The 24,138-nt window shown below is 50.8% G+C and carries 24 protein-coding genes and 1 pseudogene; 12 read left to right on the top strand and 13 right to left on the bottom strand.

Annotation, left to right across the window (positions count from 1 at the left end):
* Positions 1 to 4 precede the first annotated feature (4 nt).
* The gene (locus STSP2_RS06200; protein WP_146660871.1) at positions 5 to 430 is read right to left on the bottom strand and encodes a hypothetical protein; all 426 of its coding nucleotides are present in this window, start codon (positions 428 to 430) and stop codon (positions 5 to 7) included.
* Positions 431 to 699: 269 nt separating this feature from the next.
* On the opposite strand from STSP2_RS06200, the gene STSP2_RS06195 reads away from it, so the two are divergent.
* From STSP2_RS06195 to STSP2_RS06180, 4 genes are all read left to right on the top strand, one after another.
* Complete coding sequence (locus STSP2_RS06195) at positions 700 to 957, top strand: hypothetical protein (RefSeq protein ID WP_146660870.1); 258 nt, start codon at positions 700 to 702, stop codon at positions 955 to 957.
* 63 nt (positions 958 to 1,020) lie between these two features.
* Positions 1,021 to 2,439 carry a TolC family protein gene (locus tag STSP2_RS06190; RefSeq protein ID WP_146660868.1) on the top strand — a complete coding sequence of 473 codons (1,419 nt, stop codon included), beginning with the start codon at positions 1,021 to 1,023 and terminating at the stop codon, positions 2,437 to 2,439.
* Between the two features lie 65 nt (positions 2,440 to 2,504).
* Entirely contained in the window at positions 2,505 to 3,965 is a 1,461-nt protein-coding gene (locus STSP2_RS06185) for a multicopper oxidase family protein (RefSeq protein WP_205848015.1), read from the top strand.
* A gap of 139 nt (positions 3,966 to 4,104) precedes the next feature.
* Positions 4,105 to 4,452, top strand: coding sequence for a DUF1622 domain-containing protein (locus STSP2_RS06180; protein WP_146660866.1), 348 nt, complete (start codon positions 4,105 to 4,107; stop codon positions 4,450 to 4,452).
* A 49-nt stretch (positions 4,453 to 4,501) separates the two neighbouring features.
* On the opposite strand, the gene STSP2_RS06175 is transcribed toward STSP2_RS06180, so the two are convergent.
* The 6 genes from STSP2_RS06175 to STSP2_RS17640 all read right to left on the bottom strand — a co-directional run bounded on the left by STSP2_RS06175 (position 4,502) and on the right by STSP2_RS17640 (position 10,788).
* Entirely contained in the window at positions 4,502 to 5,635 is a 1,134-nt protein-coding gene (locus tag STSP2_RS06175; protein WP_146660864.1) for a carboxypeptidase-like regulatory domain-containing protein, read from the bottom strand.
* On the bottom strand, positions 5,616 to 5,984 hold the full coding sequence (locus STSP2_RS06170) for a carboxypeptidase-like regulatory domain-containing protein (RefSeq protein ID WP_169853029.1): 369 nt from the start codon (positions 5,982 to 5,984) through the stop codon (positions 5,616 to 5,618). Before STSP2_RS06170 ends, STSP2_RS06175 begins: the two co-directional genes overlap by 20 nt.
* Positions 5,985 to 6,041: 57 nt before the next feature.
* Complete coding sequence (locus STSP2_RS06165; RefSeq protein ID WP_146660861.1) at positions 6,042 to 6,302, bottom strand: hypothetical protein; 261 nt, start codon at positions 6,300 to 6,302, stop codon at positions 6,042 to 6,044.
* A gap of 24 nt (positions 6,303 to 6,326) precedes the next feature.
* Positions 6,327 to 7,025, bottom strand: a complete 699-nt coding sequence (locus tag STSP2_RS06160) for a hypothetical protein (RefSeq protein ID WP_146660859.1) — start codon at positions 7,023 to 7,025, stop codon at positions 6,327 to 6,329.
* A gap of 19 nt (positions 7,026 to 7,044) precedes the next feature.
* Positions 7,045 to 10,278 carry a choice-of-anchor Q domain-containing protein gene (locus STSP2_RS06155; RefSeq protein WP_146660857.1) on the bottom strand — a complete coding sequence of 1,078 codons (3,234 nt, stop codon included), beginning with the start codon at positions 10,276 to 10,278 and terminating at the stop codon, positions 7,045 to 7,047.
* Positions 10,279 to 10,365: 87 nt separating this feature from the next.
* Positions 10,366 to 10,788, bottom strand: a complete 423-nt coding sequence (locus tag STSP2_RS17640) for a hypothetical protein (protein WP_236782736.1) — start codon at positions 10,786 to 10,788, stop codon at positions 10,366 to 10,368.
* On the opposite strand from STSP2_RS17640, the pseudogene STSP2_RS18055 reads away from it, so the two are divergent.
* The 4 genes and pseudogenes from STSP2_RS18055 to STSP2_RS06140 form a co-directional block, all read left to right on the top strand.
* Positions 10,750 to 10,959 (top strand): annotated as a pseudogene (locus STSP2_RS18055) (RHS repeat-associated core domain-containing protein); the annotation flags it as partial. The gene STSP2_RS17640 and the pseudogene STSP2_RS18055 overlap by 39 nt on opposite strands.
* 66 nt (positions 10,960 to 11,025) lie before the next feature.
* A complete protein-coding gene (locus STSP2_RS17635) occupies positions 11,026 to 11,619 on the top strand; it encodes a hypothetical protein (protein ID WP_236782735.1) in 594 nt (197 codons plus the stop codon).
* A gap of 13 nt (positions 11,620 to 11,632) precedes the next feature.
* Positions 11,633 to 12,907, top strand: a complete 1,275-nt coding sequence (locus STSP2_RS06145; protein WP_146660855.1) for a WG repeat-containing protein — start codon at positions 11,633 to 11,635, stop codon at positions 12,905 to 12,907.
* A gap of 17 nt (positions 12,908 to 12,924) precedes the next feature.
* Positions 12,925 to 13,236, top strand: a complete 312-nt coding sequence (locus STSP2_RS06140; protein ID WP_146660853.1) for a glycosyltransferase family 2 protein — start codon at positions 12,925 to 12,927, stop codon at positions 13,234 to 13,236.
* 312 nt (positions 13,237 to 13,548) lie between these two features.
* On the opposite strand, the gene STSP2_RS06135 is transcribed toward STSP2_RS06140, so the two are convergent.
* The 3 genes from STSP2_RS06135 to STSP2_RS06125 all read right to left on the bottom strand — a co-directional run bounded on the left by STSP2_RS06135 (position 13,549) and on the right by STSP2_RS06125 (position 15,753).
* Positions 13,549 to 13,875, bottom strand: a complete 327-nt coding sequence (locus tag STSP2_RS06135) for a hypothetical protein (protein WP_146660851.1) — start codon at positions 13,873 to 13,875, stop codon at positions 13,549 to 13,551.
* An 829-nt stretch (positions 13,876 to 14,704) separates the two neighbouring features.
* Entirely contained in the window at positions 14,705 to 15,277 is a 573-nt protein-coding gene (locus tag STSP2_RS06130) for an IS630 family transposase (RefSeq protein WP_146659672.1), read from the bottom strand.
* Positions 15,184 to 15,753, bottom strand: a complete 570-nt coding sequence (locus tag STSP2_RS06125) for a winged helix-turn-helix domain-containing protein (RefSeq protein ID WP_146659670.1) — start codon at positions 15,751 to 15,753, stop codon at positions 15,184 to 15,186. Before STSP2_RS06125 ends, STSP2_RS06130 begins: the two co-directional genes overlap by 94 nt.
* A 179-nt stretch (positions 15,754 to 15,932) precedes the next feature.
* On the opposite strand from STSP2_RS06125, the gene STSP2_RS06120 reads away from it, so the two are divergent.
* Together STSP2_RS06120 and csrA are read left to right on the top strand one after the other, a co-directional pair.
* Positions 15,933 to 16,925 (top strand): hypothetical protein, encoded by a 993-nt coding sequence (locus STSP2_RS06120; RefSeq protein WP_146660849.1) that lies wholly within the window; start codon positions 15,933 to 15,935, stop codon positions 16,923 to 16,925.
* 546 nt (positions 16,926 to 17,471) lie between these two features.
* Positions 17,472 to 17,675 (top strand): carbon storage regulator CsrA, encoded by a 204-nt coding sequence (csrA, locus tag STSP2_RS06115; RefSeq protein ID WP_146660847.1) that lies wholly within the window; start codon positions 17,472 to 17,474, stop codon positions 17,673 to 17,675.
* A gap of 216 nt (positions 17,676 to 17,891) precedes the next feature.
* Here the strand turns inward: csrA and STSP2_RS06110 are convergent, their stop codons facing one another.
* The 3 genes from STSP2_RS06110 to STSP2_RS06100 form a co-directional block, all read right to left on the bottom strand.
* A complete protein-coding gene (locus STSP2_RS06110; protein ID WP_169853028.1) occupies positions 17,892 to 18,647 on the bottom strand; it encodes an alpha/beta hydrolase in 756 nt (251 codons plus the stop codon).
* A gap of 154 nt (positions 18,648 to 18,801) precedes the next feature.
* Positions 18,802 to 19,341: a hypothetical protein gene (locus tag STSP2_RS06105; RefSeq protein WP_146660843.1), complete on the bottom strand. Its 540-nt coding sequence runs from the start codon at positions 19,339 to 19,341 to the stop codon at positions 18,802 to 18,804.
* Between the two features lie 30 nt (positions 19,342 to 19,371).
* A complete protein-coding gene (locus STSP2_RS06100) occupies positions 19,372 to 19,995 on the bottom strand; it encodes a hypothetical protein (RefSeq protein WP_146660841.1) in 624 nt (207 codons plus the stop codon).
* Positions 19,996 to 20,483: 488 nt separating this feature from the next.
* Here STSP2_RS06100 and STSP2_RS06095 point away from each other — a divergent pair, with 488 nt between their 5' ends.
* Positions 20,484 to 21,890, top strand: a complete 1,407-nt coding sequence (locus STSP2_RS06095) for an alpha-L-fucosidase (RefSeq protein ID WP_146660839.1) — start codon at positions 20,484 to 20,486, stop codon at positions 21,888 to 21,890.
* A 117-nt stretch (positions 21,891 to 22,007) separates the two neighbouring features.
* Positions 22,008 to 24,083 (top strand): sodium:solute symporter family protein, encoded by a 2,076-nt coding sequence (locus STSP2_RS06090; RefSeq protein WP_146660837.1) that lies wholly within the window; start codon positions 22,008 to 22,010, stop codon positions 24,081 to 24,083.
* Positions 24,084 to 24,138: the final 55 nt, after the last annotated feature.

The raw sequence follows: 24,138 nt of genomic DNA, 5'->3' as shown, positions 1-24,138 counted from the left end.
CGACCTACTTCCCCTCAGATTCCACAACCCCACTCCTGCCCCCCTCAAACATCCGCCGCACCTCATCCTGCATCAGCACGATGATCGTAAACACACCCAGCAGCGTCCCCAGCGGAAAGAAAATGCACAATATCGCCGCAACCACCATGCAGAACACATATCCCCGCTTCTTCATCAGGCACCGCCCAGCCGATATAACGCATATCCCCAGCACAACCACCGACAGCACGACAAAGCCCATGAACGTCATAAAAATCGTAGCCGGAACCGCATCATGCATCCTCGGCCCATGCATACCACCGAACCAGTTCGCAAAATTGAACACCAGCACCATCACCATAGGCACCGACGCAAAAAACAGCATCAGCCCCCCGATCACAAAATGAAACACCGCCAGTATATTCAATGCATCATCATATTTACTCGCCATTGCTCTGCCTCCAAAAGAATTTCAGTACCCGTATACTCTACCACTTTTCACCCCGCAAGCAAACCAAAATCAACCTCACCATCCTTCAAACCATTTTACTCAGCCCAAAGAACTCGCCCGCAAAACCGGCCTTTTTTACGAAAACTCGCAATTTCCAACCTTGTCAGCCCACCACACCTCCATTAGCCTTGTAATACAAACATATTGGAAGCGGTTTCAACACTGAGATTTGAAATGGCTTCGAACATTGACTAATTGGAGAACACCCTATGTCCAGCTTTAAAGCCGTCGCAACCATTACATTTATAATTCTCATCGCAGGCTGCGCCAAATATGAAATGCCCGCGCCTGCGACCTCGCACCCGGCACACCCGGACGCACAAACAACACCACTTGACCCGGTTGCCACCACTCTAGCGATCGACGAAGAAAACCTCCCCCAGACACCTCCCGAATTCAAGCGGCACAAAGAACACATCCAAAATAAGAAGTCACAGCAAATGGACACACCCCAGCAAATGCCCTGAGAAATTCGACCACCACATGGCTTTTTGATCACATAATCTGTTGCTAAACAGAAAGGCAAACACATGAAACGGAACATACTGATATTCCTCTTGACCGCAGCCGCACTCCTCACCGGCTGCTCCTCAAACTCCACCGATCCCGCCCCGGCATTCCAGGATGTCCGAGGCGTCATAAAACAACGTACCACCTACGATGTAAGCTGGGACACCGTCAACCCCGCCGGCCAAAAGATTCAGCAGCAGATTGATACCATGCTCGATCATGAACTGATTTCCGCCCACGCTGTCCAGATTGCCCTTCTAAACAATCCCCGCATCCAGGCCGTATACGAAGAGCTCGGTATAGCACAGGCCGAACTAGTCCAGGCGGGCCTGTTCAAAAACCCCGTCTTCGACTTTTCCATCCGCTTCTTCGAAGGCTCCAACGACGACGACATCGTCGAAATGTCACTCGTACAGAACTTCATGGACATACTGCTAACACCCCTCCGCGTCGATATGGAACAGGCCCAGCTTCAAATAACAAAGGCCCACGTAACGCTAAAGGTCTTCGAGCTCGTCGCACAAACCCACAAAGCCTTCTACTCATATCAGTCCGCCGCCCAGATTAACGCAATGTACGAAGACATACTCTTCTCCACCGAAGCGGCATACGAAGCCGCCCAGCGCCTCCACGACGCGGGCAACATCACCGACCTCGAACTTGCCCGACACCGCCAGCTCTACGAACAGACAAAACTCAACGTCGCCGACTCCCAGAACGCCCTCCTTCAGGCCCGCGAAACCCTCAACGCGAAAATGGGACTTTGGGGTGAACGCGCCGCAAAATGGACCGCCCGGCCCAAACTGCCCGGCATACCCGAAAACGACCTGCCGACCGACAACATCGAATCGCTCGCCATCAACAACAGCCTCAACCTCGGTGTCATTCAAAAACAGATCGAAGCCGTCGCCGCCCGCATGGACATCGAGGTCACCGAAAAGATGTTCGCCGAATTCAGAACAGGCATATCCTCCGAACGCGAATCTGACGGCACATGGACCACCGGACCCGCATTCGCGACCGGCATCCCCATCTTCGACCTGGGCCAGGCTGCCGAGGCACGCGGAGCCGCAAAGATTCGCCAACTGCTCGACAACTACACCGCCGCAGCCATCGACCTCCGCGCCGCCGGCCGCTCCGCAGTCTACCGCCTCAAAAACGCAAAACGCCAGGCCAGCTACTACAAAAAAATACTCGTCCCCCTCTCCGAACAGATCACCCTCGAAACGCACCTGCAGTACAACGCAATGCAGGTCGGCCTCTTCCACCTCCTCGACGCAAAACGCGACGAAATACAAACCCAGCTCCGATACACAACCTCGCTCCGCAACTACTGGATCGCACGCACACAGGTCGAACTGCTCCTCAACGGCTACATGACCGAACCGGCAGCACAAACCATGACACCAGACCCGGCACAGGCAATGGGCGGACACTGAGCCCCGATCCCGACAGGCAACCAGGAAATATAACTCTAACAACAGCTTCACAGGAGAAAAACAATATGCAGATCAAAAACACATTAACAATAATCGCACTGACCCTTATGATCACATCGTCCGCACTCGCCCAGCCGCAGGACAACCAGACACAACCTGACCGAAACCAGCAACAGACAAACCAGCAGCAATATGACTACGAATCCCCGACCCTTCGCCCGCCGAAAGAAATGGACCCGCCTCGCCCCTGGGCCGAAGCCGCCAAAAACCCCCTCCCGCCAGGCGAACCCGAAACCGACTACACCCCCGCCGTCGTGCCCAACGGCCGAACCGCTGAATACAAGATCGTCGACGGTGTAAAGGTCTTCCACCTTATCGCCGAACCCATCGAATGGGAAGTCGCAAAAGGTCTCACCATCAAAACCTGGGGCTACAACGGCACCGTCCCCGGCCCAATGATCGAACTCGCAGCGGGCGACCGCGTCCGCATCTACGTCACAAACCACCTCCCCGCAAAAACCTCCGTCCACTGGCATGGCGTACTCCTGCCCTGCGGCATGGACGGAGTCTCCGGCCTCACTCAGCCGGCAATAAAACCGGGCGAAACCTTCGTCTACGAATTCATCTTCCCCGATTCCGGCACATTCATGTACCACCCCCACTTCGACTCCATGACCCAGGAAGGCCTCGGTCTCACCGGAATGATCATCGTCCACGACCGCCAGCCCGACCCCGAAAAACGCCCCGACCGCGACTTCTCCATCATGCTCCACGAATGGCGCATCAAAGCCGGCACGGCCCGACCCAACCCCAACGAAATGACCGACTTCAACGTCCTCACCATGAACGGAAAAGCTGCCCCCGACACCGAGCCCCTCGTCGCAAAAACCGGCGACCGCGTCTGGATCCGCTACGGCAACCTAAGCCCGATGGACCATCACCCCATCCACCTCCATGGCTACGCTTTCAAGATCATCGGTTCCGACGGCGGCTGGGCACAAAACAAAGAAGCCCTCCTCCCCGAAACCACCGTCCTCGTAAACGTAGGCTCCGCAAAAGTAATCGAACTGCTCGCAGACAACCCCGGCGACTGGCTCTTCCACTGCCACATGACACACCACACAATGAATCAGATGGGCCACGACTTCCCCAATATGCTCGGAATGGACACCACAGGCTACGACGAAAAAGTCAAAAAACTAATCCCCGGCTACATGACAATGGGCACCACCGGCATGCAGGACATGACCCGCACAGGCATGCCCATACCAGACAACTCCATCCCCATGCGCGGCTACAAACTTCAGTTTGGCCAGACCGTCCTCGGCTCAATGGCAAACATATTCCGCGTCCGAGACGACATCGAAACCTACGACGACCCAGGCCCATACGACTTCCCCGAAGACACCGTCGCACACCCCGCATCACAGCAGCAGCTCGAAAACGACGGCATAACCATCCCCGAACCCAAACACCAGATAAACCAAAACAGCAGCAAAATGCACAAACAAATGAATAACAACTAACGGCAACGCGGCCTCTAGCCCCAGGCCCTTACCGCAAATATAGACCGCTTCCCCATACACCCTCGCTGTATGCGCTGATTGTCTGCACTAACAAGTTCCTTTAAACTCGACTGCACACTACAAGTCGCGGACAAGAGCCATGGAACTGACCAGAACGATCGCACAATACAGCACCGCCATACTGGAAATGCTCGGCATCATGATCATCGTCGCCCTCTCCCTGTACTCAGTCCTCTACACCTGTATCGCCCTGCTCAAAGGCGCCGAACACCACGACGCATTCCGCGACTGCCGCCAGAAACTCGCACGAGGCATAGTAACAGGCCTGGAACTGCTCATCGCAGCAGACGTCATAAAAACCGTTGCCCTCGACCTCACATTCACCAGCATCGGCGCCCTAGCCGCCATAGTCCTCATAAGAACCTTCCTAAGCGCAACCCTCGAACTCGAAATGACAGGCAACTGGCCCTGGCAGCAAAACAAATAATAACAACTCGCCGTCTCACGCCAACCTGCCCTGTAAAATCTACCCCTCACTACACCCCCATCTCCACCTCCGCAACCTCCCCAGCCTCAACCTCAATCCGCTCCGATTCACCCGCTCCCTCCACAAACACCTCATACTCTCCCGGCTCCAGCCACGAAATATAAGTAACCCCTTCCGAACACGTCGGCAGCACAACCGCAGGACACAAATCAGGCACATAACTCCACATCGGATCATACAGCCGCACCAGCTCATCCCCGCCCGCATGCCTGATCCGCACCGTCCGCCCCGCCACCTCATCCGCCTCACCATCCAGCACAACCTTGACCGTACCGGACTCAACAAACGGCGACTCCAGCTCCATACCTTCCTCAAAAACTACCCGCCGCCCATCGCACGCATACCCCTGCCTCTTAGCCATGAAAAACACATCATACTCCCCCGCCCGAAACATCGCCCGTCCGAACCCTTCAACCCCAAGGCCATGATCCCGCAAACTCATCAACTTGGGCTCATCCCGCGAGACAACCATAGCATACGGCATTATCGTATCGCGCTCCCAACTCTCAAGCTCCGCCGCATCCATGTCCACCTTCACAACCTCATCCAGCTCCCACACCAGCTCCTCCATTTCGCTGTCAACCACAACCCCCTTCTTCAAATGCACGCCCATCTGCGCATCATGCACCGAAATATCATAGACCCCGTCAACCATATGCTCTACCGCAAACCGCCCCTGCTCATCCGTCTGACTGTGCACGGACATATAAAGTGGATGCCATCCCTCCCTCGCCTCCGCCGGACTAACATAAACCGCCCCCTCTGCAACCGGCTCACCGTTCCAATCCACGATCCTGCCCGCCAGCACCCGCTCCCCTGCCTCAACATCCAGCACCTCCTGCCCCTCACCGATCTCAACCACCCGCACCATATTGACCTCCAGCAGCTCCTCCTCAGCTCCGGCCTCATTCTCCCCCATTGCACTCGCCGTCCGCGCCCCATAGTCCGGATGAACCGCCATGACATATCGACCAGGCTCGATCGCTTCTATTTCGTATCGCCCTTTCCCATCTATTTCACCCCCCGGCGCCATCGGCGGCCAAACCAGCCTCACCCGCCCGACATCCTGCCGAAAAAACACAATACTCCCCGCCTCAACAGGCTCACCATCCACACTCACCATCCACACTCACCGTCCCCGAAAGTCCCCCGACACCCCGATCCTCCAGCTCGAACTCAACCTCAGAAGTCTCGCCCACTTCAACCTCAACCCATCGCCCCTGCTCCAGCAAGGGCCCGTAAGCAAGCACATGATCCCCCGCCGTCACCGACCCGAACGAAAACGCACCGCTCCCGTCAGTCGTCACCGTCTCCGTAAAATGCCCAATCCTGTCCGGCCCAAGCAGGTGCACCTCCGCCCCCGCAACCACCTCACCAGCCTCATCAACCAGCACGCCCTGCAACTTCCCCTTACCAGCCGCCCCCGCCTCACAATCCGCAAACAAAACAACCCACGCAACGATCCCCAACATCAACAAAACCCCAAAACTCCGCCTAAGCATATTTCACCTCTCTACACAATCAACAGATCATTTATCCCCCTCACCGTCCTGCTCCTCATACAACCGCCACGCCTTCCCCTTCATCGCCGCCCGATAACTCTGTCTCGCCGCTAGCAACGCCACAAACAGCCCAACAGCAGGCGCCCCGATCGTCACAACCAAATTCACCTCCGGCACATCTTTCCATACGTAACCCAGCATCGACACACCCCCCGCCACCACCAGCCACGTCAGAACAAACGTCACAACACAACTCACCACCACCGTCACATTCTTCGCCTTTTTCATCTATCCTAAAACTCCGCCTTAGTCTTAACATGATTCATCTCCATAAACAGCTTCTGACTCCACTTGAACCCTCAGCCCCAAACCTGCTATACAAGCACCAACTTCTTCAGCCGTAACATACAGCTCATTCTTTTTCTGCCAAAAACAAATACTGTCGTAATCGGACTCCAAAACCCAGAATCCCCGTACGTGCTCGCCCGCCAAAACCCGTTTTAGTTCAGATCCTCGAACATTCAGCCTCAGCATATCAGCCACAACATGTTCGGGAGTTCCTTTTTTATACAGAATTCCTGCTGCAAACATCAAACCGCAATCGCATTCATCAACTATCCAGTTCAACATCGCCTTCACAAATCCCGCCCGGCAACGGAAACCTACCCTGCCCTCCACCTCATCTAGAAATGCGTCATCCCCAACCTCCAGCAGAACTGACAAACCACTCAAAAACTCCTGACTATCCCCATCGACGCAAATAACCTGTTGTATTCTACCAAACACTCTCTTATTGAGATAGGCCAGAGTCTCCTCAAACACCTTCGGAATGTGATTCAGCACAGGACACATGTCCACTGCCCCGCCTGCATCATCAGCACAACACACCCGAACAAATAATGGTTTGCAAAACGTCTCATCGAGCCACGCCGTTTCATCCCGCAAATGTCCAACCAACTCACAACTGCTGTGAGTATTCAGGCGTTTCACTTCGACAACCACATCAGCCATAACAGATCATTCTCCAAAACTAAAACTCCGCCAGATCCCCAAGATCAACCTTCCCGTCCCGGTTCACATCCGCATACAGCCAATCCCCCTCACCGAGCCACTCACCCGCCAGCAGCATCACATCGACCGCATCCACAAAATTATCATTATTCAGGTCACACAGCAGCCGCAACCCCCTCGGCCCAACGCTCGCCTCCGCCGTCCCGCCGTACGCACCCATATTCACCCGCACGTTCGACACAGCCTCCCCGCCGATCTCCACCGGCTCATCGCCCAGCACGTCACCAGGCCGACCCGCATCCACGCACGGACTCATACGACCGTCCCGCACCCACTCATCCGCCTCGCCGTCATACCGCCAAACCCGGCTGGCCAAATGATAATCCCCTGCCTCAAACACATCATCGCTAGCATCCTCAGCCGTCCCGCCGTCATCCCACACACCAGCCGAAACAAACTCCGGATCCGCATCGATGTTCCCAACCCCCAGCCCATCAACAAGCCCCTGCACACAACAATAATCCATCACAAAAGGCACCTCCTCCATCTCCGCATACCCACTCATATCATCAAACCCGTTCGCATTTGAATTCCCCCACAAAATACAATTAACAAACACATTGTTCCCGCGCACTCCATAAGAACCGATCGGCCATCTTAGCGCTGGCATAGACATAAAACCAACCGCCGCTTCACCTTCTTCCCCAATTGCTCTATTGCCTGCTATCGTACAATTTGCGACCCTTACCTCACTATCATCAAACTGCACACCGCCTGCTCCCCCGGACCCAACAGTATTACCCGCAACAACACAGTTGCTTACCAAACCGCTCATTCCGTCAAAATGCAGTCCCCCGCCGGCAGGCACCTGCAAACTTACTGGATATCCGTTCAAAACAGCAAATTTCTCCGTTCCTTCAGCGAAGTTACCCACCACCCTGCAATCCTCAACAAACGTTTCACCGCCGACCGCATATATCCCCCCGCCGGCACCGGCCTTATTCCCCTCGATCATGCAATCAACGACCTCCGAATTACACCCTTCCAGATATATCGCCCCGCCGAACTGTGAATAATTCACCCGCAGCACGCAATCCTCAATTTTCAAATCACCGCCAAAACATGCGATCCCCCCGCCATATTCCACAAACCATTCGGTTGTCATTCCTCCCGATGTTTCAACATGCCTTTTCCGGGGCGCGTACCCGTTCAAAATCGTAAAGCCTTTAATACCAGCCGAACAGCCCTCTTCGTTTTCGACCACAAACGCCCTGTGCCGATCGTCCTCACTACCCTCACAATCGATAACACAATTCTCCGGCCCGTTCGCACTGCGAATCACAACACCCTTCCCCTTGAAATCAACATCTCGGTTCCCCTCACCAGTATAAACACCGTCAGCCACAACGACCTCATCGCCCGTCACAGCCGCATCAACCGCCGCCTGGATCGTCCCAAAATCCCCCGGCACACTCCAGCTTTGCCCGACCTTGACAACCAACGGAATCACTACCTGCGAAACATTCGCCGCCCCCTCAAATTCCACCAACAGTTCAAACTCATGCACACCATACGAAAGCCCGCGATTGCTAACCTTTACCCCGATCACAACCTCATCATCCGCTGCGCCCTCATAATCACTGACCCGCACCCACGGACTGTCATTATGAATCCTCCAGCGGATAGACCCCTCCCCATAATTCTTTATAACCAGCTCATCTTCAACTACATCGTCATTCCCCTCGATCATCCGAAACTCAAACCCCTCCGACCATACCTCCAGCAGCGCAGCCTCCGGATCATACTCATAAGCACCCATATCTACCCGCGCAGCACCATCCCCGTCACCATCCACTATACGCACATTCCCCCCGGCATCAACCTCGCTTTCAACAACCGAATTATCCCCCGCATCGATACAAGGCGAACCCTCCAACAGCCAAAGTCCTCCAATCCCATTCTCCCCCGCCGACTTCAAGTACCCCGGCTCAACATCAATGTTCCCCTCACCCCATTCAACAACCGCCCCCTCATCCTGCATTATCCCCTCATCCAGCCCCCCTTCAATATTACAATGCTCAACCCGAAGACTTGCATACCTATCAACCCCAACTTCCAGTGCCTCATCGTTAAGATAGTCCGGCTCTCCACCCACACTTCCCCTGATAATACTGTTGCAAATCTCCAAGCTTCCCTCCTCAGCCTCTATGGAAGCTGGTAAACCCTCGCATATGCTACCTTCTACCGTCAAGTTTTTTAGTACCACCTCACCAGAAGTTTGAATTAAACCTTGATTATTATCAAACTCACTGTTGAACACTCCCCCAACCACATCATGCAAATATATTAAAATATCGTGAGCCCTATTCTTTATGAATTTACAGGCAATAATCTGAACATGACCGCCTTCTAACCATATAAAACCATATCCTCCATCATTTCCCATAAATTCACAATCGTCAATTAAGATGTCAGATATTGAACAGATATTTACGATTGACTCATGCACATCATTCGAAACAAAGCGGCAACCAGTGATGTAAACATCACAGTTGGTCACCTCCCCGTCCCCAATATTTATAAGACAGTCCCAAGACCTGTTTTTCTCAAACAAACAATCTTTAATCGACACTTCAGGCCCAACATACCCTATGCGAAAATCCTCATTATTGTTTAAAAATTCGCACCTTTCCACACAGAGCTCCCCTCCTATAGCCCAAACTCCCCCATAATAATGGCTATCTTTGAATATTGTGCTGGAAACAGAAACATTACCATATTCGCAAACTAAAGCATCATTTTTGACGTTCTGAAAAACACACTCATTGACGTTAATGTTCGCACCGACGCTCCAAATCGCTGCTTCTCTAGCCCCGTCACCCCGTACAGTCACCCCTTCAACCCTAAGCTCCTTCGTAACCTCCGTCACATCATCCTCCATCCTGCAAACCCAGCCGTTAATAACACAATTCTCCCGCCCGTTCTCACTGCGTATCGTAACCGACTTCGCATCGACCACACCACCGGGCTCATACTCCCCGTCTGCCAGCACGATCACATCCCCGTCTACACTCCCCTCCAGCGCATCCGCCAACGTCGCATAATCCCCCGGCACATGGATCTCACCCCCCGCCGCGGAACCGGAGCAAAAACCAAAAACCGCAGCCGCCCCAAACAAAACCGCCCAAAAAGAAACACCAAAACTGGAATTGAAATTGAAACTGAAATTGAAATTGAAACTGAAAAGCTTCATCGCCAGGGCTCCGAGATTATAAACACAAGTGTGATATAGACTCAAGCCACCTTTTATACCAGAAAAACGCCCCAAAAACAACCCAAATCACGCATTTTCCCGTACAAAACCCGCGAAATCCCCACCACCCGCAAAAAAAGGTTGTTCCCCCTCCACCAATCCGTTATAATTAAGAAGCTGTTTCGAAACTGCTTTTGGCTTGCCGGCGAGCAATTTTTTCGGCTCGGCAAGGCGTGTGAAATTGGTCAGAGCTATTCTCTTGCCGATTTTGCACAACGCAGCCGAACGGAAAAAGGGCCGCCGAAAGGCAAATCTGAGTTTTGAAACAGCTTCGAACAAGCTCTTTACAAAATCCATAATATCCACCCCAACACCATAGACTACCACACCAGCCCAACCGGCGTACTCTACTACTACGGCCACGACCATCTCTACAGCACCACCGTCACCTTCAACAACACCGGCGGCGTCATCGAACGCTACGAATACGACACCTACGGCAACGTCCACGTCCTCGACCCCGACAACACCTCCGACTGCCGCACCACCGCCCTATACACCGGCCGAAGACTCGACAACCTCGACAACGGCAAACTCCGGATATACTACTACAGAGCAAGATACTACGACCCCCAAACAGGAAGATTCCTGCAGAAAGACCCGCTTGAATATATAGACGGATTAAGTTTATATGAATACATTGGTTCTAACCCTTTGTGTGCTGTGGATCCTTGGGGCCTCTGTAAGTTGGGCGATTGCGAGGTGCAATTAAATGGTTTATCGCCCAATGGATATTCATTGGCTTTGTATCTGACTTTTTACGATGAATGGGAAGATATTGGTAACATAGGGGACATCGACGAAATTGAAGATATTACTGAGCAGCCGGGGATGGAGATCGACGACATTGCTAAAAAGATACTGAAGAGATTACTAAAGCGACTTGTCGGAAGTGGTAGTAGTATCATATACCATCGTCTAATGAACCTTTTCCCAACTGGTACAGAAGCAAAAAAAAGATCCGTCTCACGCGTGAGGTTGGATGGTGAGTTTGATGTAGAATATCAGGTCAAACGTTGTGTGGGAGTATGTAAACGGTTTCTAGGCATTCCTATACCTTTTACAGATGGTGGTACGAAGTGGACTGATTGGAAAAAGGATACCAAAGAATTGAGAGTAGTCATTGCTGAGCAAGACATACAAATTGGCACGTACCCAGTATTGATTGGCAGTGGAAATGTTGCACGGGAAGTCAATCAGTTCCTAAATAATGTCCTAAATGATCCCGTAAGCATTGAGGATAAAGTTAAGTCTAAGCTTAAAAAGGTTGTATGCGAATAAAGAGGGCTCTATAATGAGGAAATTTTCACTTACACAATTAATGTTGATGCTCCTTGGCATTGGCCAGACACTATTTGGTGCAACCTCTAATTGTGATTATAAATTCGTGCTTGAAACCTATGAGGGTAAATTTGGCGTTTTGGATTCTGCTGAAGGGGTCATTATTCCTGCTAAGTATGACCTAATCTACTTTGGTGTTCCTTTTGTGGGTAATACTGTGGCCTGGACGCCGGAAAGTATGATCGCGTTTGACGCTGAGGGAGAGGGGATCGCGACTTTGGCAGGCAGTTGGGAGAAATGGTCGTCGCACTACATAGATGAACGGTTTTTGTTTGCATTCGATGGGCAAAACGGACAGCTTTTTGATTACACCAGGCAGGAAAAGGTGTTTGAATGCAGTGATGCATTACGCCGGGATTACAATTCAGCAGATATGCTGGAACTGATTGCGGTCCGCGTGGATGACAAATGGGGCTTTATAAAACCCGGCGGCTCCATTGCGATCGAACCTAAATATGATGCTGTCGAAAACTTCAGTAACGGTTACGCCCCTGCAAAGCTTAGCGGGAAATGGGGTATAATAGATTTACAGGCGGAAACTGTTCTGGACTTTGACTTCGACAGGATCGAAAGGATATACTGGCCAGAGAGCAGGTTCGCAGTCGTGCAAAAGAATGGCAAATACGGCTTATATGAAAAGTCTGAAAAACTCTTTAGAGATAAGTGGTTTGAGTTCATCCGAGTATTTGACAACTACATCTTTGTTTCAACAGAGTCAGAAGGTGGGCAGGTTTTAGACCTCTCCGGCAAAGAGATCATGTCTGGTTTTGATTTCTTTTGGCCGGACCCCGACGTTGGTTTTATTGTAAGTAAAGTTGAAGAAGAAAGCATGTATCATGTAGATTTCACCGGTACCGAACTATATAAAGAAAGATTCAAACTAGTTGCGCCATTTACAAATGGACTTGCCCCAGCAAAGCCACTCGGTGAGAAGTTAAGAGGTTATATTGACAAAAACGGCAAATTCGTCATTGAACAGCGATTCCTGAGCTCTGGTGATTTCAATGGGTCTTTGGCATTTGTGCGCGAATTACGTGATGATAAAGTATATCATGGTTATATCAACAATCAAGGCGACATGGTCATCCAGATAGCGGTTACGGATTTGGATTACGGCCTAAGACCTCAAATGCGAAGCTTCATAGGCGGCCTAGCATATGTTCAACTTGAGGATCGTAAAGGCTATATCGACACTAAAGGCAATTGGGTGTGGTCGGACAGCAAGTAGTTATCTTTGAAGTATGTATGAACTTTACTATTATCATCCCAGTCTGGCCAAAAGACAACAGACCTTACGGCTCCGTCAGCATTGAAAACCTCAACTGCGCCCCGGCCGACATCGAAGTGATCCACGCAAAAGGTTTTGGCCCATGCCGCCAGCGCAATACCGCTGCGCAAAACGCCAACGGCAGCATCCTGATCTTCTTCGACGACGATTCCTGCCCCGAACCCGACTACATCACCCGCCTCAAACACCACTTCACCGACCCAACCATAGCAGCCGCAGGCGGCCCCAACCCCGGCACCATAACCGACAAATTCACCCCCGCAAAATAACACCTCTCCGCAACAACTAACACCCAGCACACAAAACCAATCGCCTATAAAATTACAATCCACAATGCGTGTTGATTATGATTATCGTTATCTTAGAAAGCGGAAAACACCCCTAACGATCCACCAACCAGCCACCCCATTACCGAGCGACGCACAACTGACCAGCAAAAACCTGCCACAAGAGCCAGCATCAGACAATCGAACAACAAAAACCAATCCCCAAAAGTACGCCTCCCCCAACAAAAGTATACCTGCACTCAATACCCCCAATACCGCTAGCCATAAAGCGTTTTGATCATGATTATCATTATCTTAGAAAGCGGAAAACACCCCTAACGATCCACCAACCACCCCCACCACCAACATCAGCATCCCGCAACCGAACCGCACAAACCAACCCAAAAAGCACGCCTTCTCCAACAGAAATAATCCTGCACGCAATACCCTAATAAGTGCTAGCCCTGGAGCCTGTTGATAATGATTACCATTATCTCGGGAAGCAATAAATAACTCATCATGATTTAACAACTCAAGCACACATGGTTGAAATCCACCGACACACCCCAAAATGTCAAGCCAAAACATAAGATCATCACAGAACGTCAGCCAACCAAATAAACATCCCAGCACCCCAACCATCCGCCTCACCACCCAGCCGCATAATATTATGAAAAAAGTCCGCCGAGAATGGCCCCCCAAAAAGTTCGTCAGAGACACGGCTGCAGAAGCTGTTTTAAAACTGCTTTTGGCTTCTCGGCAAGCAATTTTTTCGTCTCGGCAAGGCGTGTGAAATTAGCCCCAGCTTTCTCTTGCTGATTTTGCACAACGCAGCCGAACGGAAAAATGGCCGCCGAAAGGCAAATCTGAGTTTTGAAATAGTTTCCGGATTCTGCCCCGGCCCAAACATCCTACATCCATGCAAGTAGAGGTAATTTCGCATCCATTGTGTCATTCCAAAATTAATTTGGGATCCAGAGAACATCACGTGTCCGCATGCACGCCCAAAAACACCCTGACGGTGCAAATACAAAGCAACGCCCATAGCTCCTCCCGCACTACCCGACCACACCCAAAGACTAAAAAAAGAAAAAGATACACATCGACTCCGAAATACTTCATATTAAAAAATCTCAAACCCCTACCCCGTGTTGATCATGATTATCATTATTTATAAAGCACCCCTCCAGCTCTTTCTTCGTGCTCCTTCGTGCCCTTCGTGGTAAAAAATGCCCCTCAAACATCTCCCACTTGACAGGTAGGATACCGCCTGTTACTTTCACCCCACTTTCACCCCATCTTTGCTTACTTTTACCCCATTTCTTCTCACTTTCATCCTGCTTTTGCCCAACTTTTCAACCCCGAAAATCGCCCAAAATCGGCCCTCCAGCCCCAATGTCTTATTTACCAGGTGTCCATGCATCCGCATTAACCGCCCACCACCTGCAAACCGCCCTCATACGCATTGTGATTAATTCTCATGCTTAATCCATTCAGTATTGCATATTGAGCAGAACATTTCTGAGGTTATATTGTTCCATGCAACTGTTCCTGCGTTGAATATTTCCTCATAATTTTTGTAAATGCGGTTGCTCAAGTAGTGACTCTTCATATAGGCCCAAAGACGTTCTATCGGATTCAATTCCGGACTGTATGCAGGCAGGTGAAGCAGGCTGATATTCTTCGGCACAACCAACTGTTTAGCGATATGCCAACCAGCCTGATCAAGAACCAGAACCACATGTACATCTTTGCCTGCCTCCTCGCTTATAAATCTCAGGTGGTGATTCATATAATCAGTGTTAACAGTCGGAGTAATCACAGCCGACGATTTGCCATTGACAGGATTGACAGCTCCAAAAATATATACCCAATCATACTCGGTCTGCTTTACTGCTGTAGGCCTGGATCCTTTTGGAGCCCAAACATTGGTCAGTGTTCCTTGCTGGCCTATTCGCACTTCGTCCTGGAACCAGATCTCAATTTTCTTTTCGGGGTTTTCTGTTCGGACTTTTTGGACAAAAAGGGGGCTTGCTCCAACCACTGCTGCATTTTTTCCGGATCGTTCTTTCGGTGCTTAGGCCTTGGTTTTAGACATGAAAGCCCCAATCTATGCATTAGATCATAGACGCCGAAGAGCGAATATTTTACGCCAAATTCTCTTTCAAGAATCCGTCTTATGTCTCTGCCGCGTAGCACACATACACCACCGTCTGAATCGGTTGGTCCATCTTGAATTCGCTTGATCAACTCAGGCTCTTTTTTGCGTGGCAGTTTTGTAGGCCTGCCGCTTTGACGTTTTGGTGCGATAGCCTCAATGCCGCCATCACGGTAGAAATAACACCATCGCTGAACGAAGTTTTTGCTGCGATCAAGTTTTGTCATGATCGCTTTTGTTTGCCATCCCTCCAATGCCAGGGCTACCACCCGATATCGATCTCGCTGCTTTGCATTGGTTTCAATCCGAGCTTTTTCTTTTAACTTTTGCAGGTCACCGTACTTGATCTCACTGATGTGCATGCCATATTTCCTTTCATTTTTTAGGAATTATGACACATCATTAGCGATGGCGCAAGTCTAAAACCGTGGCGCGCGAAAAAATTTCACAATGCGTATCACACATCAAATACCCGTTTTTTTGCTTGCCAGCCGACCTTTCCGGTGGTAATTTAGTCAGATACTTTTCGAAAGGGAATTTGATGGAAATCACTGCAGGCATTGTACTTACATCATTTCTAACCATAATCATCGCCGCCGCCGCACTCGGTTTTGTCGGCGTCCCGGTCATGATCCGCATACGCGCAGCCCTCGCCGCCATCGTAGGCGTTGTAGTGCTAGGCTTTTTCGCCTGGCCAATGCTAAAACCCTCCTTCCCGCAAGGCGCGGTCACCCTCTACCACGGCGACGTAAGTATAGTATCCATAATAGCTTGCATCATCCTCGCCGCCCTCGCAGGCCTTCTCGCTTACTTCGCCGCCTGGCCCAACGGCCGACAGCTCGCCCCACTCGCCGCCCCCGCGGGCCTGGCATACGTCGCCTTCCGTTCGGGCCAGATGTTCGACTTAATCATTGTCAATAATGGACTTACGCAAAGAATGGACCTCTATTCCGGCCTCAAATGGGAAGGTATTTTCTGGCTCGCAATCGTCGCAGCAGGCTACCTCGGCGTTTTCGCCGCAATGAAAATAAAGAATGAAAAAGTCGCCCTGACCGAAGACGAAAGTGCTCATAAGCCTGGCTTTAACAAGGGTTTAGCAATTGCAATTGCCCTCGTCGCCGCCGTTGTAATAGCCCAGTTCGCCAGCGGCATCTTCGCCCAGGACGTCAGAATGCGCGACCCGCGCCTCGGCACCGTCATAGGGCAAGTCGCCACATCGCAGGCAGCACTTGCCATGATAATCGCCTTCGGCCTGGCAGCACTTGCCGTAAAGTACTTCCTGGACATAAGTTACGTCATCACAACCCTCGCCACCTGCCTGCTCGTCTACTGGGCCATGACCGCCTACGGCAAGGGTGACATCCTCGAATATATGACCCAGAATTGGCCCTCCGCCTTTTACCCCCGCGCCCTCGGCTCCATCCTGCCCCTTCACATCGTAGCCTTCGGCTCCATCGGATGCATCGCAGGCTACTGGTCCGCGGTCTGGTTCGCCCACGCAAAACACGAACACGAAGAACACACCGCCGCGTAAAAAGGCTAAGCTCTTTTATATTAAGCATTTACGACCTGCTGCAAATCAAGTCCAGCGATTGTTTAGAACCCAAAACCGCCGCTTGTATAAATGAACCGTGCCCCTTACCTGCCCTCAAGAGCACCAGCACACGGCTCAAAATCGCTCACTAAATGCGATTGGGGTTCCACCCATAACCCAACACCCCTCGTTGGCAAAACGCTGCTATGAAACAACTTACGTACCATAAAACCTGTACCAGAACAAAAAAAGTCTCAAATTCAGAAATTTTATCTGTTCGACCCCGTACAAACAGCCGAAGTATGTATTGTAATTTGAAGTTGCTGTACTATGTCTTATGTTTGCGTAACTTCATGGGTTGATGACACTTACGTCACCTGCCCAGCCGCGGTCAAACGCCCGGCAAAACAGAAAATCCCCCTTCGGGGCGATTTTTTAGCGGATGTAAATCCTGTAATCGCGTATAATGAACGCGAAACGAGGAGTTTTGAGAATATATCTGTCCCATTCTATGGACGGAAACACAAGCGAAATAAGGAGTCGCAAATGTTGGTTCTGAGCAGACAGAAGGACGAATCAATTATTATTGGCGATGATGTGGAAGTTACCATCGTTGATGTCCGAGGTGATAAGGTCCGACTGGGCATAACCGCACCGCGAAGCATATCGGTCCACCGCAAAGAGGTCTACGAAGCCATCCAGAAGGAAAAACAGCAAAAGGTCAAAGGCGCCTCAACCAACAACGGCTGACACACCTAAACCATTGCTCGCAAAATACTTGCAACTACCAGCCCTGCCCGAAAGCAGGGCTTTTTTATGCGCCGCTATTCGGTTATTGTGCTGAAGTCAGCCAATGATCTGCCAGTATCGCAAAATCCATTTCAATGCCCTCGCTGCAAATCAGTATAACTCGTCAAACGGCGAGAAGACTAATACCGCCATCAGGACCTCACACTCGTTTTCTGATCAATCGCTTTGATTCTGATTGATCGCCTTTTCCAACTCATCCATTTTGTCCCAGAAGCGTTCGCCTGCTATGTGGATCAGGTCCTCGTTGTGGCCTGTGTTGGGGACCCAGAGCTTTAGTTTGGGGTCGTTTGCAGCTTCGTAGAGTTTCTTGCCGTGCCAGGGTTTTACGATCTTGTCCTTCTGGCCGTGGGTTATAAACACGGGGCAGTTTATGTTTTTGATGCGGTCGATGTTCTTAAACTTGTCAAAGGGCAGGATTGGGTAATGTGTAATGACGCGAAAGGCGGTTACGAAGCCGCTCTGGATGACGAGTGCGCCTACGTCATGCTTTTCGGCAAGGTATGTCGCGAGACCCGCACCTACGCTTCGGCCGTAGACGATCACTTTGCCCGGATCCGTGCCCAGCTCGCCCGTCAGATATTTAAATGCCGCATCTGCGTCTTCGTATGCGTGCTTCGTGGAGGGCTTGCCTTCGCTGGTGCCGTAACCGCGGTAGTCGTAGGCGAACACTGAGTAGCCGTGATCGCGGAAGCGGGCCAGGAGGTAGTCGTTGTGCCCGATGTCTTCCGCGTTGCCGTGGCTGTAAAGGATCGTGTATTCGGCCTTGCCGTTGGGCAGGTGGAAGGCGGAAATATTTTCATTATCACTTTTGCTTTCATGTTCGCCGACGGGTATCTTGATCACCTGATCGCTGTCGGTATAGCTGGAAGGCGGAGGTATGAAGATCATTCTGTCTGAAAAACAGCCAGCCATTAGAAAGCCTCCCGTATATAGCAGGACCATCCAGATACAGACACGCCGGGCGAGCCAGCGGGCACATTTCACTATGCGATTACGATTGGTCATTCCATGATTATAAACGCTGAGGCAGGTTGTGTCACTGCCCCAGCTTATAATTTATCGTTCTTTACTGCGTTGAGGTCATCTGGCGTTTGAATTCGAAGACCTGGGTGCCGTTCATCGGCTGGAACTCGGTCGGGCGTTCAGTTTTGCCGGGTTCATTGGCGGCAAGCACGAGTGTGTCGTCTTCAAACTGGAATATACCGAGTGACGTCTTGCCGATATACTGTTCGAATTTGCATTCGTCGATGGTGTAGTCGGCCTGGGCGGGTGTGGCGTCTTCATTTATGACCACCGAGCCCTTGTAGGATATGCCGCCCAGATCAGCCTGGAAGTCGGCTGAACCTTCTGCGAACGTCATCTTGACCTCGCCGTCATAGCCGACGACAGTACCGACCCATGTGCCCTGCAGGCGATCCATCGTGCTTTGTTCGGTTTCGGAAGTTGCAGCGGGTTCAGCTTCGGTTTGTTCTTCAGGTTGATCAGTTTCGGTCTGCGTTGTCTCGCCTTCGGCATCTGTACCAGCAGCGGGCTCTTCTGAGCCGCAGCCCGCAGCCAACATGATCGCGGCGATAAGTGTGATGGTCAGCAGGTTTGTAAACTTCATGCGCTTCTCCTTGAAAAATTATTGTGATTTTTAATTTACATCTTTGCTTTGATCCTTGAATCTGTTGTCTATGATTGGGGTATGAGGCGGGAGCGGAATCTTGTTGAGATCCAAGATATCGCCGTCGACGATTAGGACGATGTCGGTGCGGGCTCGCAGGCGAGAGTGATAGTCACCTTTTTGCCTGTTTGGATCTGCGGGAATCCATTTGCCTTCTTCGTGTATGACATATTCCGGCAGTGAGCCTTTCGGGGTTTTCAGATTTTCGGGCCAAGGCGGGCCTGCAGTTAGCTCGCCGACATATAAATTAGATGGTGCTAGAATGCGTGCCCCCGCACTGCAACAAGTTCCACTAACACAGTACATCGAAGGAGCCTTTTCGAGGATCAGCGGTGCGCCGGGTGTTTTCACCTTCAGTATGTGAGGCCAGGCCCGGGCAAACTGATCGGCGTCCGTGAAGGGTATTTCGTAAACTTTTTCCTTAATGCCGTGCAAAACATCTACAGTTCGGGACTGATCACGGAGCGATTCGAGTTCTTCGGGCCAAGACTTGGGCCAGGTTCCTTTATTGTCTACACCCACGTATGAGAACGTGAGCGAAGAAACCAAAACAGCCATCAGCACAGCAAGATTGAGTTTGAACATTCTGCTCATTTTTCTGCCTCCTACTGATTATTGTAATTTTTCAGCCATCGACGGTCCCGCGTGAAACTTAAAAACATACTCGGCCTTCAAGACCGAGCATCAACCGAAACCACAAGCTATATTATCCTTTAATTGTCCGCAAGCAAGTGGTTTCTGGGTATTCGCTGTATTTTAAGACACACCAAAGCGGGAAATGTTACAGGAAAAATAAAAAAACAAAAAGGCGGCCAGACCATAGAAACGGTTTCAAAACTCAAACTTGTCTATCAGCGGCCCTTTTTCCGTTCGGCTGTGTTGTGAGAAAGTGGCCTTTTCAGTTAGCGGATAAAGCAAAAGCCAACTGAACCAGTCCGGAGCTCATTCTTAATTCTTTTACTGAACGTGAAAATCGACAGGGCTGCTTAACCGCTTGATTTGCGGTTCACTAACTGTTAACTTATTTCATAATCAAATTAGGACACGAATGACCTTTTCATATAGCTTTTTCGGAAGATTCGATGGCCGATCAGATATTTCAAGGACAGGAACACCCTTTCCAGAAGTCGGATTACATTGCCCCCGAAGATCCGCTTGTTGAGGCAAATCTCGAACGGTGGCAGGATCTCAAGTTTGGCTTGATGATGCACTGGGGACTGTACTCGCAGCTCGGCATAGTCGAGTCATGGGGACTATGCTCGGAGGACCAGCCCTTTCAAGACCGCGGCGGGATGCCATATACCGAATACAAAAAGATGTATTTCGAACTGATCAGCGAATTCAATCCCCAAAACTTCGATCCCGCGCCCTGGGCCCGGGCTGCGAGATATGCCGGCATGAAATACATGATCTTCACCACAAAGCACCATGACGGCTTTTCGATGTTTGACACGAAGCAAACGGATTTCAAGATAACAAGCCCCAGAAGCCCGTTTCATACCAATCCAAAAGCCAATGTTGCTGGTGAGATATTCCGCAAGTTCGCCGAAGAAGGGTTTATCAACGGGGTCTACTTCTCCAAGCCCGACTGGCATCATCCATGTTACTGGTCGCCGCTGTGGGCAACTCCAAACCGCTGCAACAACTACGACACACGGAAGTATCCTCAGATGTGGAAGGAGTTTTGCAACTTCACTTACAACCAGATTGAGGAGCTGATGACCGGCTACGGCAAGATCGACATACTCTGGCTGGATGGTGGGTGGGTACGGCCTAACTCGACTATCAATGACGAGGTTCGCTCATGGGGCTATGACATTCCCCAGTGGGAGCAGGACATCGACATGGCGAGCATAGTAAAAATGGCTCGGGCTCATCAGCCGGATCTGATCGTTGTTGACAGAACAGTACAGGGGCCGTATGAAAACTACCGAACCCCGGAACAGACCGTGCCGAACGAAGTTCTGGGATTCCCGTGGGAATCGTGCATTACGATGACCCAGAGCTGGGGACATAATTTTGCGCCGGAATACAAGAGCAGTCGATTTTTGATACATACGCTGGTTAATGTCACGGCAAAGGGTGGCAATTTGCTGCTGAATGTTGCGCCGACGCCGGATGGTACTTTCGAGCAGGAGGCTTATGATCGGCTGAGCGAAATCGGTGATTGGATGGCAATAAACGGAGAAGCGATCTATAATTCCAGGCCAGAAGAGCCATACAAAAGAGACGACATTTACTACACACAGAACAGAAGGACAGGCGATATTTACGCCATCGGCCTATTGAATGAAGATGATTCAATGCCCAATGAGGTACACCTGAGAATCCTCAAGAATATCGAAGTAGCCAATGTATCGCTTTTGGGGACAAGCAAACCCCTCAGATCGTGCAAGGAAAATGGCGGGATCAGCGTCGAGATCCCGGCGGAGCTGCGCGATGAGAGACAATTCAAGTACGCCTGGGCCATAAAATTGCAGACGGCATGAGCTTGATTTAAGCGGCGGAACTGTTAATATCTAAGATACGAATGGATACGGTTTAGACTATAAACACTCGCCTTCTGCCCTGCAGGTGTTCAAGGCTTATTAGACAAGGAATTTCTCATGAATATGGCCCCTATTGACTGGGCGATCGTAGCCTCATTGCTGATTGTGCTAACCGTGGGCGCCATCTCTGCAAAACGCTACACAAAGAGTGTTTCGGGATTTCTTGCGGCCGAACGTTGCGGAGGACGCTATCTTATCAGCGTTGCAATGGGCATGGCGATGATGGGGGTTATCAGCCTGGTCTGGCTTTTCGAGCAGAACTACGATGTCGGCTTCACTTCGGTCTGGTGGAGTCTAATGGAGGGGCCTGTTCTGATAATCATGGCCATTACTGGCTGGGCTTACTATCGCTTTCGTCAGACAAGGGCATTGACGCTTGCGCAATTCTTTGAAATTCGATACAGCAAAAAATTCAGGGTATTTGCGGGCATTGTCGCTTTTGCAGCAGGCCTGATAAATTTCGGTATATTTCCTTCTGTCGGGGCACGGTTTTTTATATGGCTTTGTGGAATTCCTGAACAGTTCGATGTACTTGGAATGACCATATCTGCATTTCCTGCAGTGATGCTGGTTCTGATCGGCATTTCACTGGTATTTACGTTCCTCGGCGGACAGATCGCAGTGATGATCACGGATTTCCTGCAGGGTACGTGGGCGTATATCGTATTTGCGATAGTTTGCGCGTATCTGCTGTATACATTCAGATGGGATCAGATTTCGGACACACTTCTTAGCGCCCCTGCGGGCAAATCGCTGATAGACCCATTTGATCTGGGCAGAGAAAAGAACTTTGACAAATGGTACTATGTGATCGGTGTTATTGTTGCATTTTATGTGCCGCTGGCGTGGCAGGGAACGGCAGGATATTATAGCTGCGCCAAGAATGCACATGAAACGAAAATGGGCATGATGCTCAGCCACTGGCGATTTCGTGTGTTGATGATGATCCTGGTACTGGTACTGCCCATATGTGTTAGGACATATTTGACGCATCCAGATTTTGCTGATCAGGCCTCGGTAGTACATAACAGGATCAACAGCATCAATACTGAAAATCTGGAGGTCGACAATGAAAGGATCGATGAGAGCTATGTGGAGTCGCTTAGGAATCAGGCGAGAACACCGATGGCAATTGGGGCCTTACTGCCTCCGGTGGTGTTGGGGCTTATGGTGGCGGCCATGCTGGGGGCGTTTATCAGCACTCACGATTCATATCTGCACTCCTGGGGCTCGATGCTTATCCAGGACATCGTGATGCCTTTTAAAAAAACACCGTTAGGGCCGAAGGAGCACATCTGGTGGCTGCGGGGTGCTATTTTCGCAGTGGCAGTTTATATTTTTCTGTTCAGTCTGTTTTTCAAACATACGCAGCACATCGCTATGTATTGTGCGATATCGGCTTCGGTGTTCACGGCCGGTGCGGGTACGGTGATAATTGGAGGTCTTTACTGGTCCAAGGGTACGACTGCGGCGGCGTGGGCCTCTATGATAATCGGAATGGTCACGTCGCTGGTCGGGATGGTTATCAAGCAATTCATCAATCCGGACTTTTTCCTGACAGGCCAGGAGATCACTTTCTGCGCCATTGTGATATCTGTGAGCGTTTATGTAGCTGTTTCACTGATTGGCAGAAAGAAAGCATTCAATATGGATCGCATGCTGCATCGCGGCAAATACAAGATCAAAGGAGAAGAATCCGTTTCGCTGCACGATGCTAAGACTGTTTGGCAAAAGCTGGGCTTTACAAGGGAGTTCACAAAACGCGACACTGTGATCGCTTTAGTGACACTGGCATGGCCCCTGGTGTGGTTTATAATATTCATCGTGGGCAACATTATACAGAAGACAAACGAAGGCGGCATTTCAAAGAATGCCTGGTTGAGCTTCTGGCAGATATGGACATGGCTGATTCTGTCGATGTCAGTTGTGCTGACTGTCTGGTTTACGATCGGCGGCTTTATGGATATGCGCTACATGTACAGAAAGCTGAAGACGCAGCAGGCAGACGAAGCAGATGATGGCCGGGTTGTCGGGGGTCGCAATCTTGATGAGACAGCCGATGCGATAAGGCCTGATTCAGCACCTCAAGCGTGCGACAATGATGACGTGTCGAAAAAGAGAAAATCCGTTTAGGCGACAGCCAACAGATTTTTGCGGGAAAGACCAGGGGCAGATGCGATATTCTAAC

The sequence above is a fragment of the Anaerohalosphaera lusitana genome, assembly GCF_002007645.1.
Taxonomy (GTDB): Bacteria; Planctomycetota; Phycisphaerae; order Sedimentisphaerales; family Anaerohalosphaeraceae; genus Anaerohalosphaera; species Anaerohalosphaera lusitana.
This window is presented reverse-complemented; position numbering and strand designations above follow the sequence as displayed.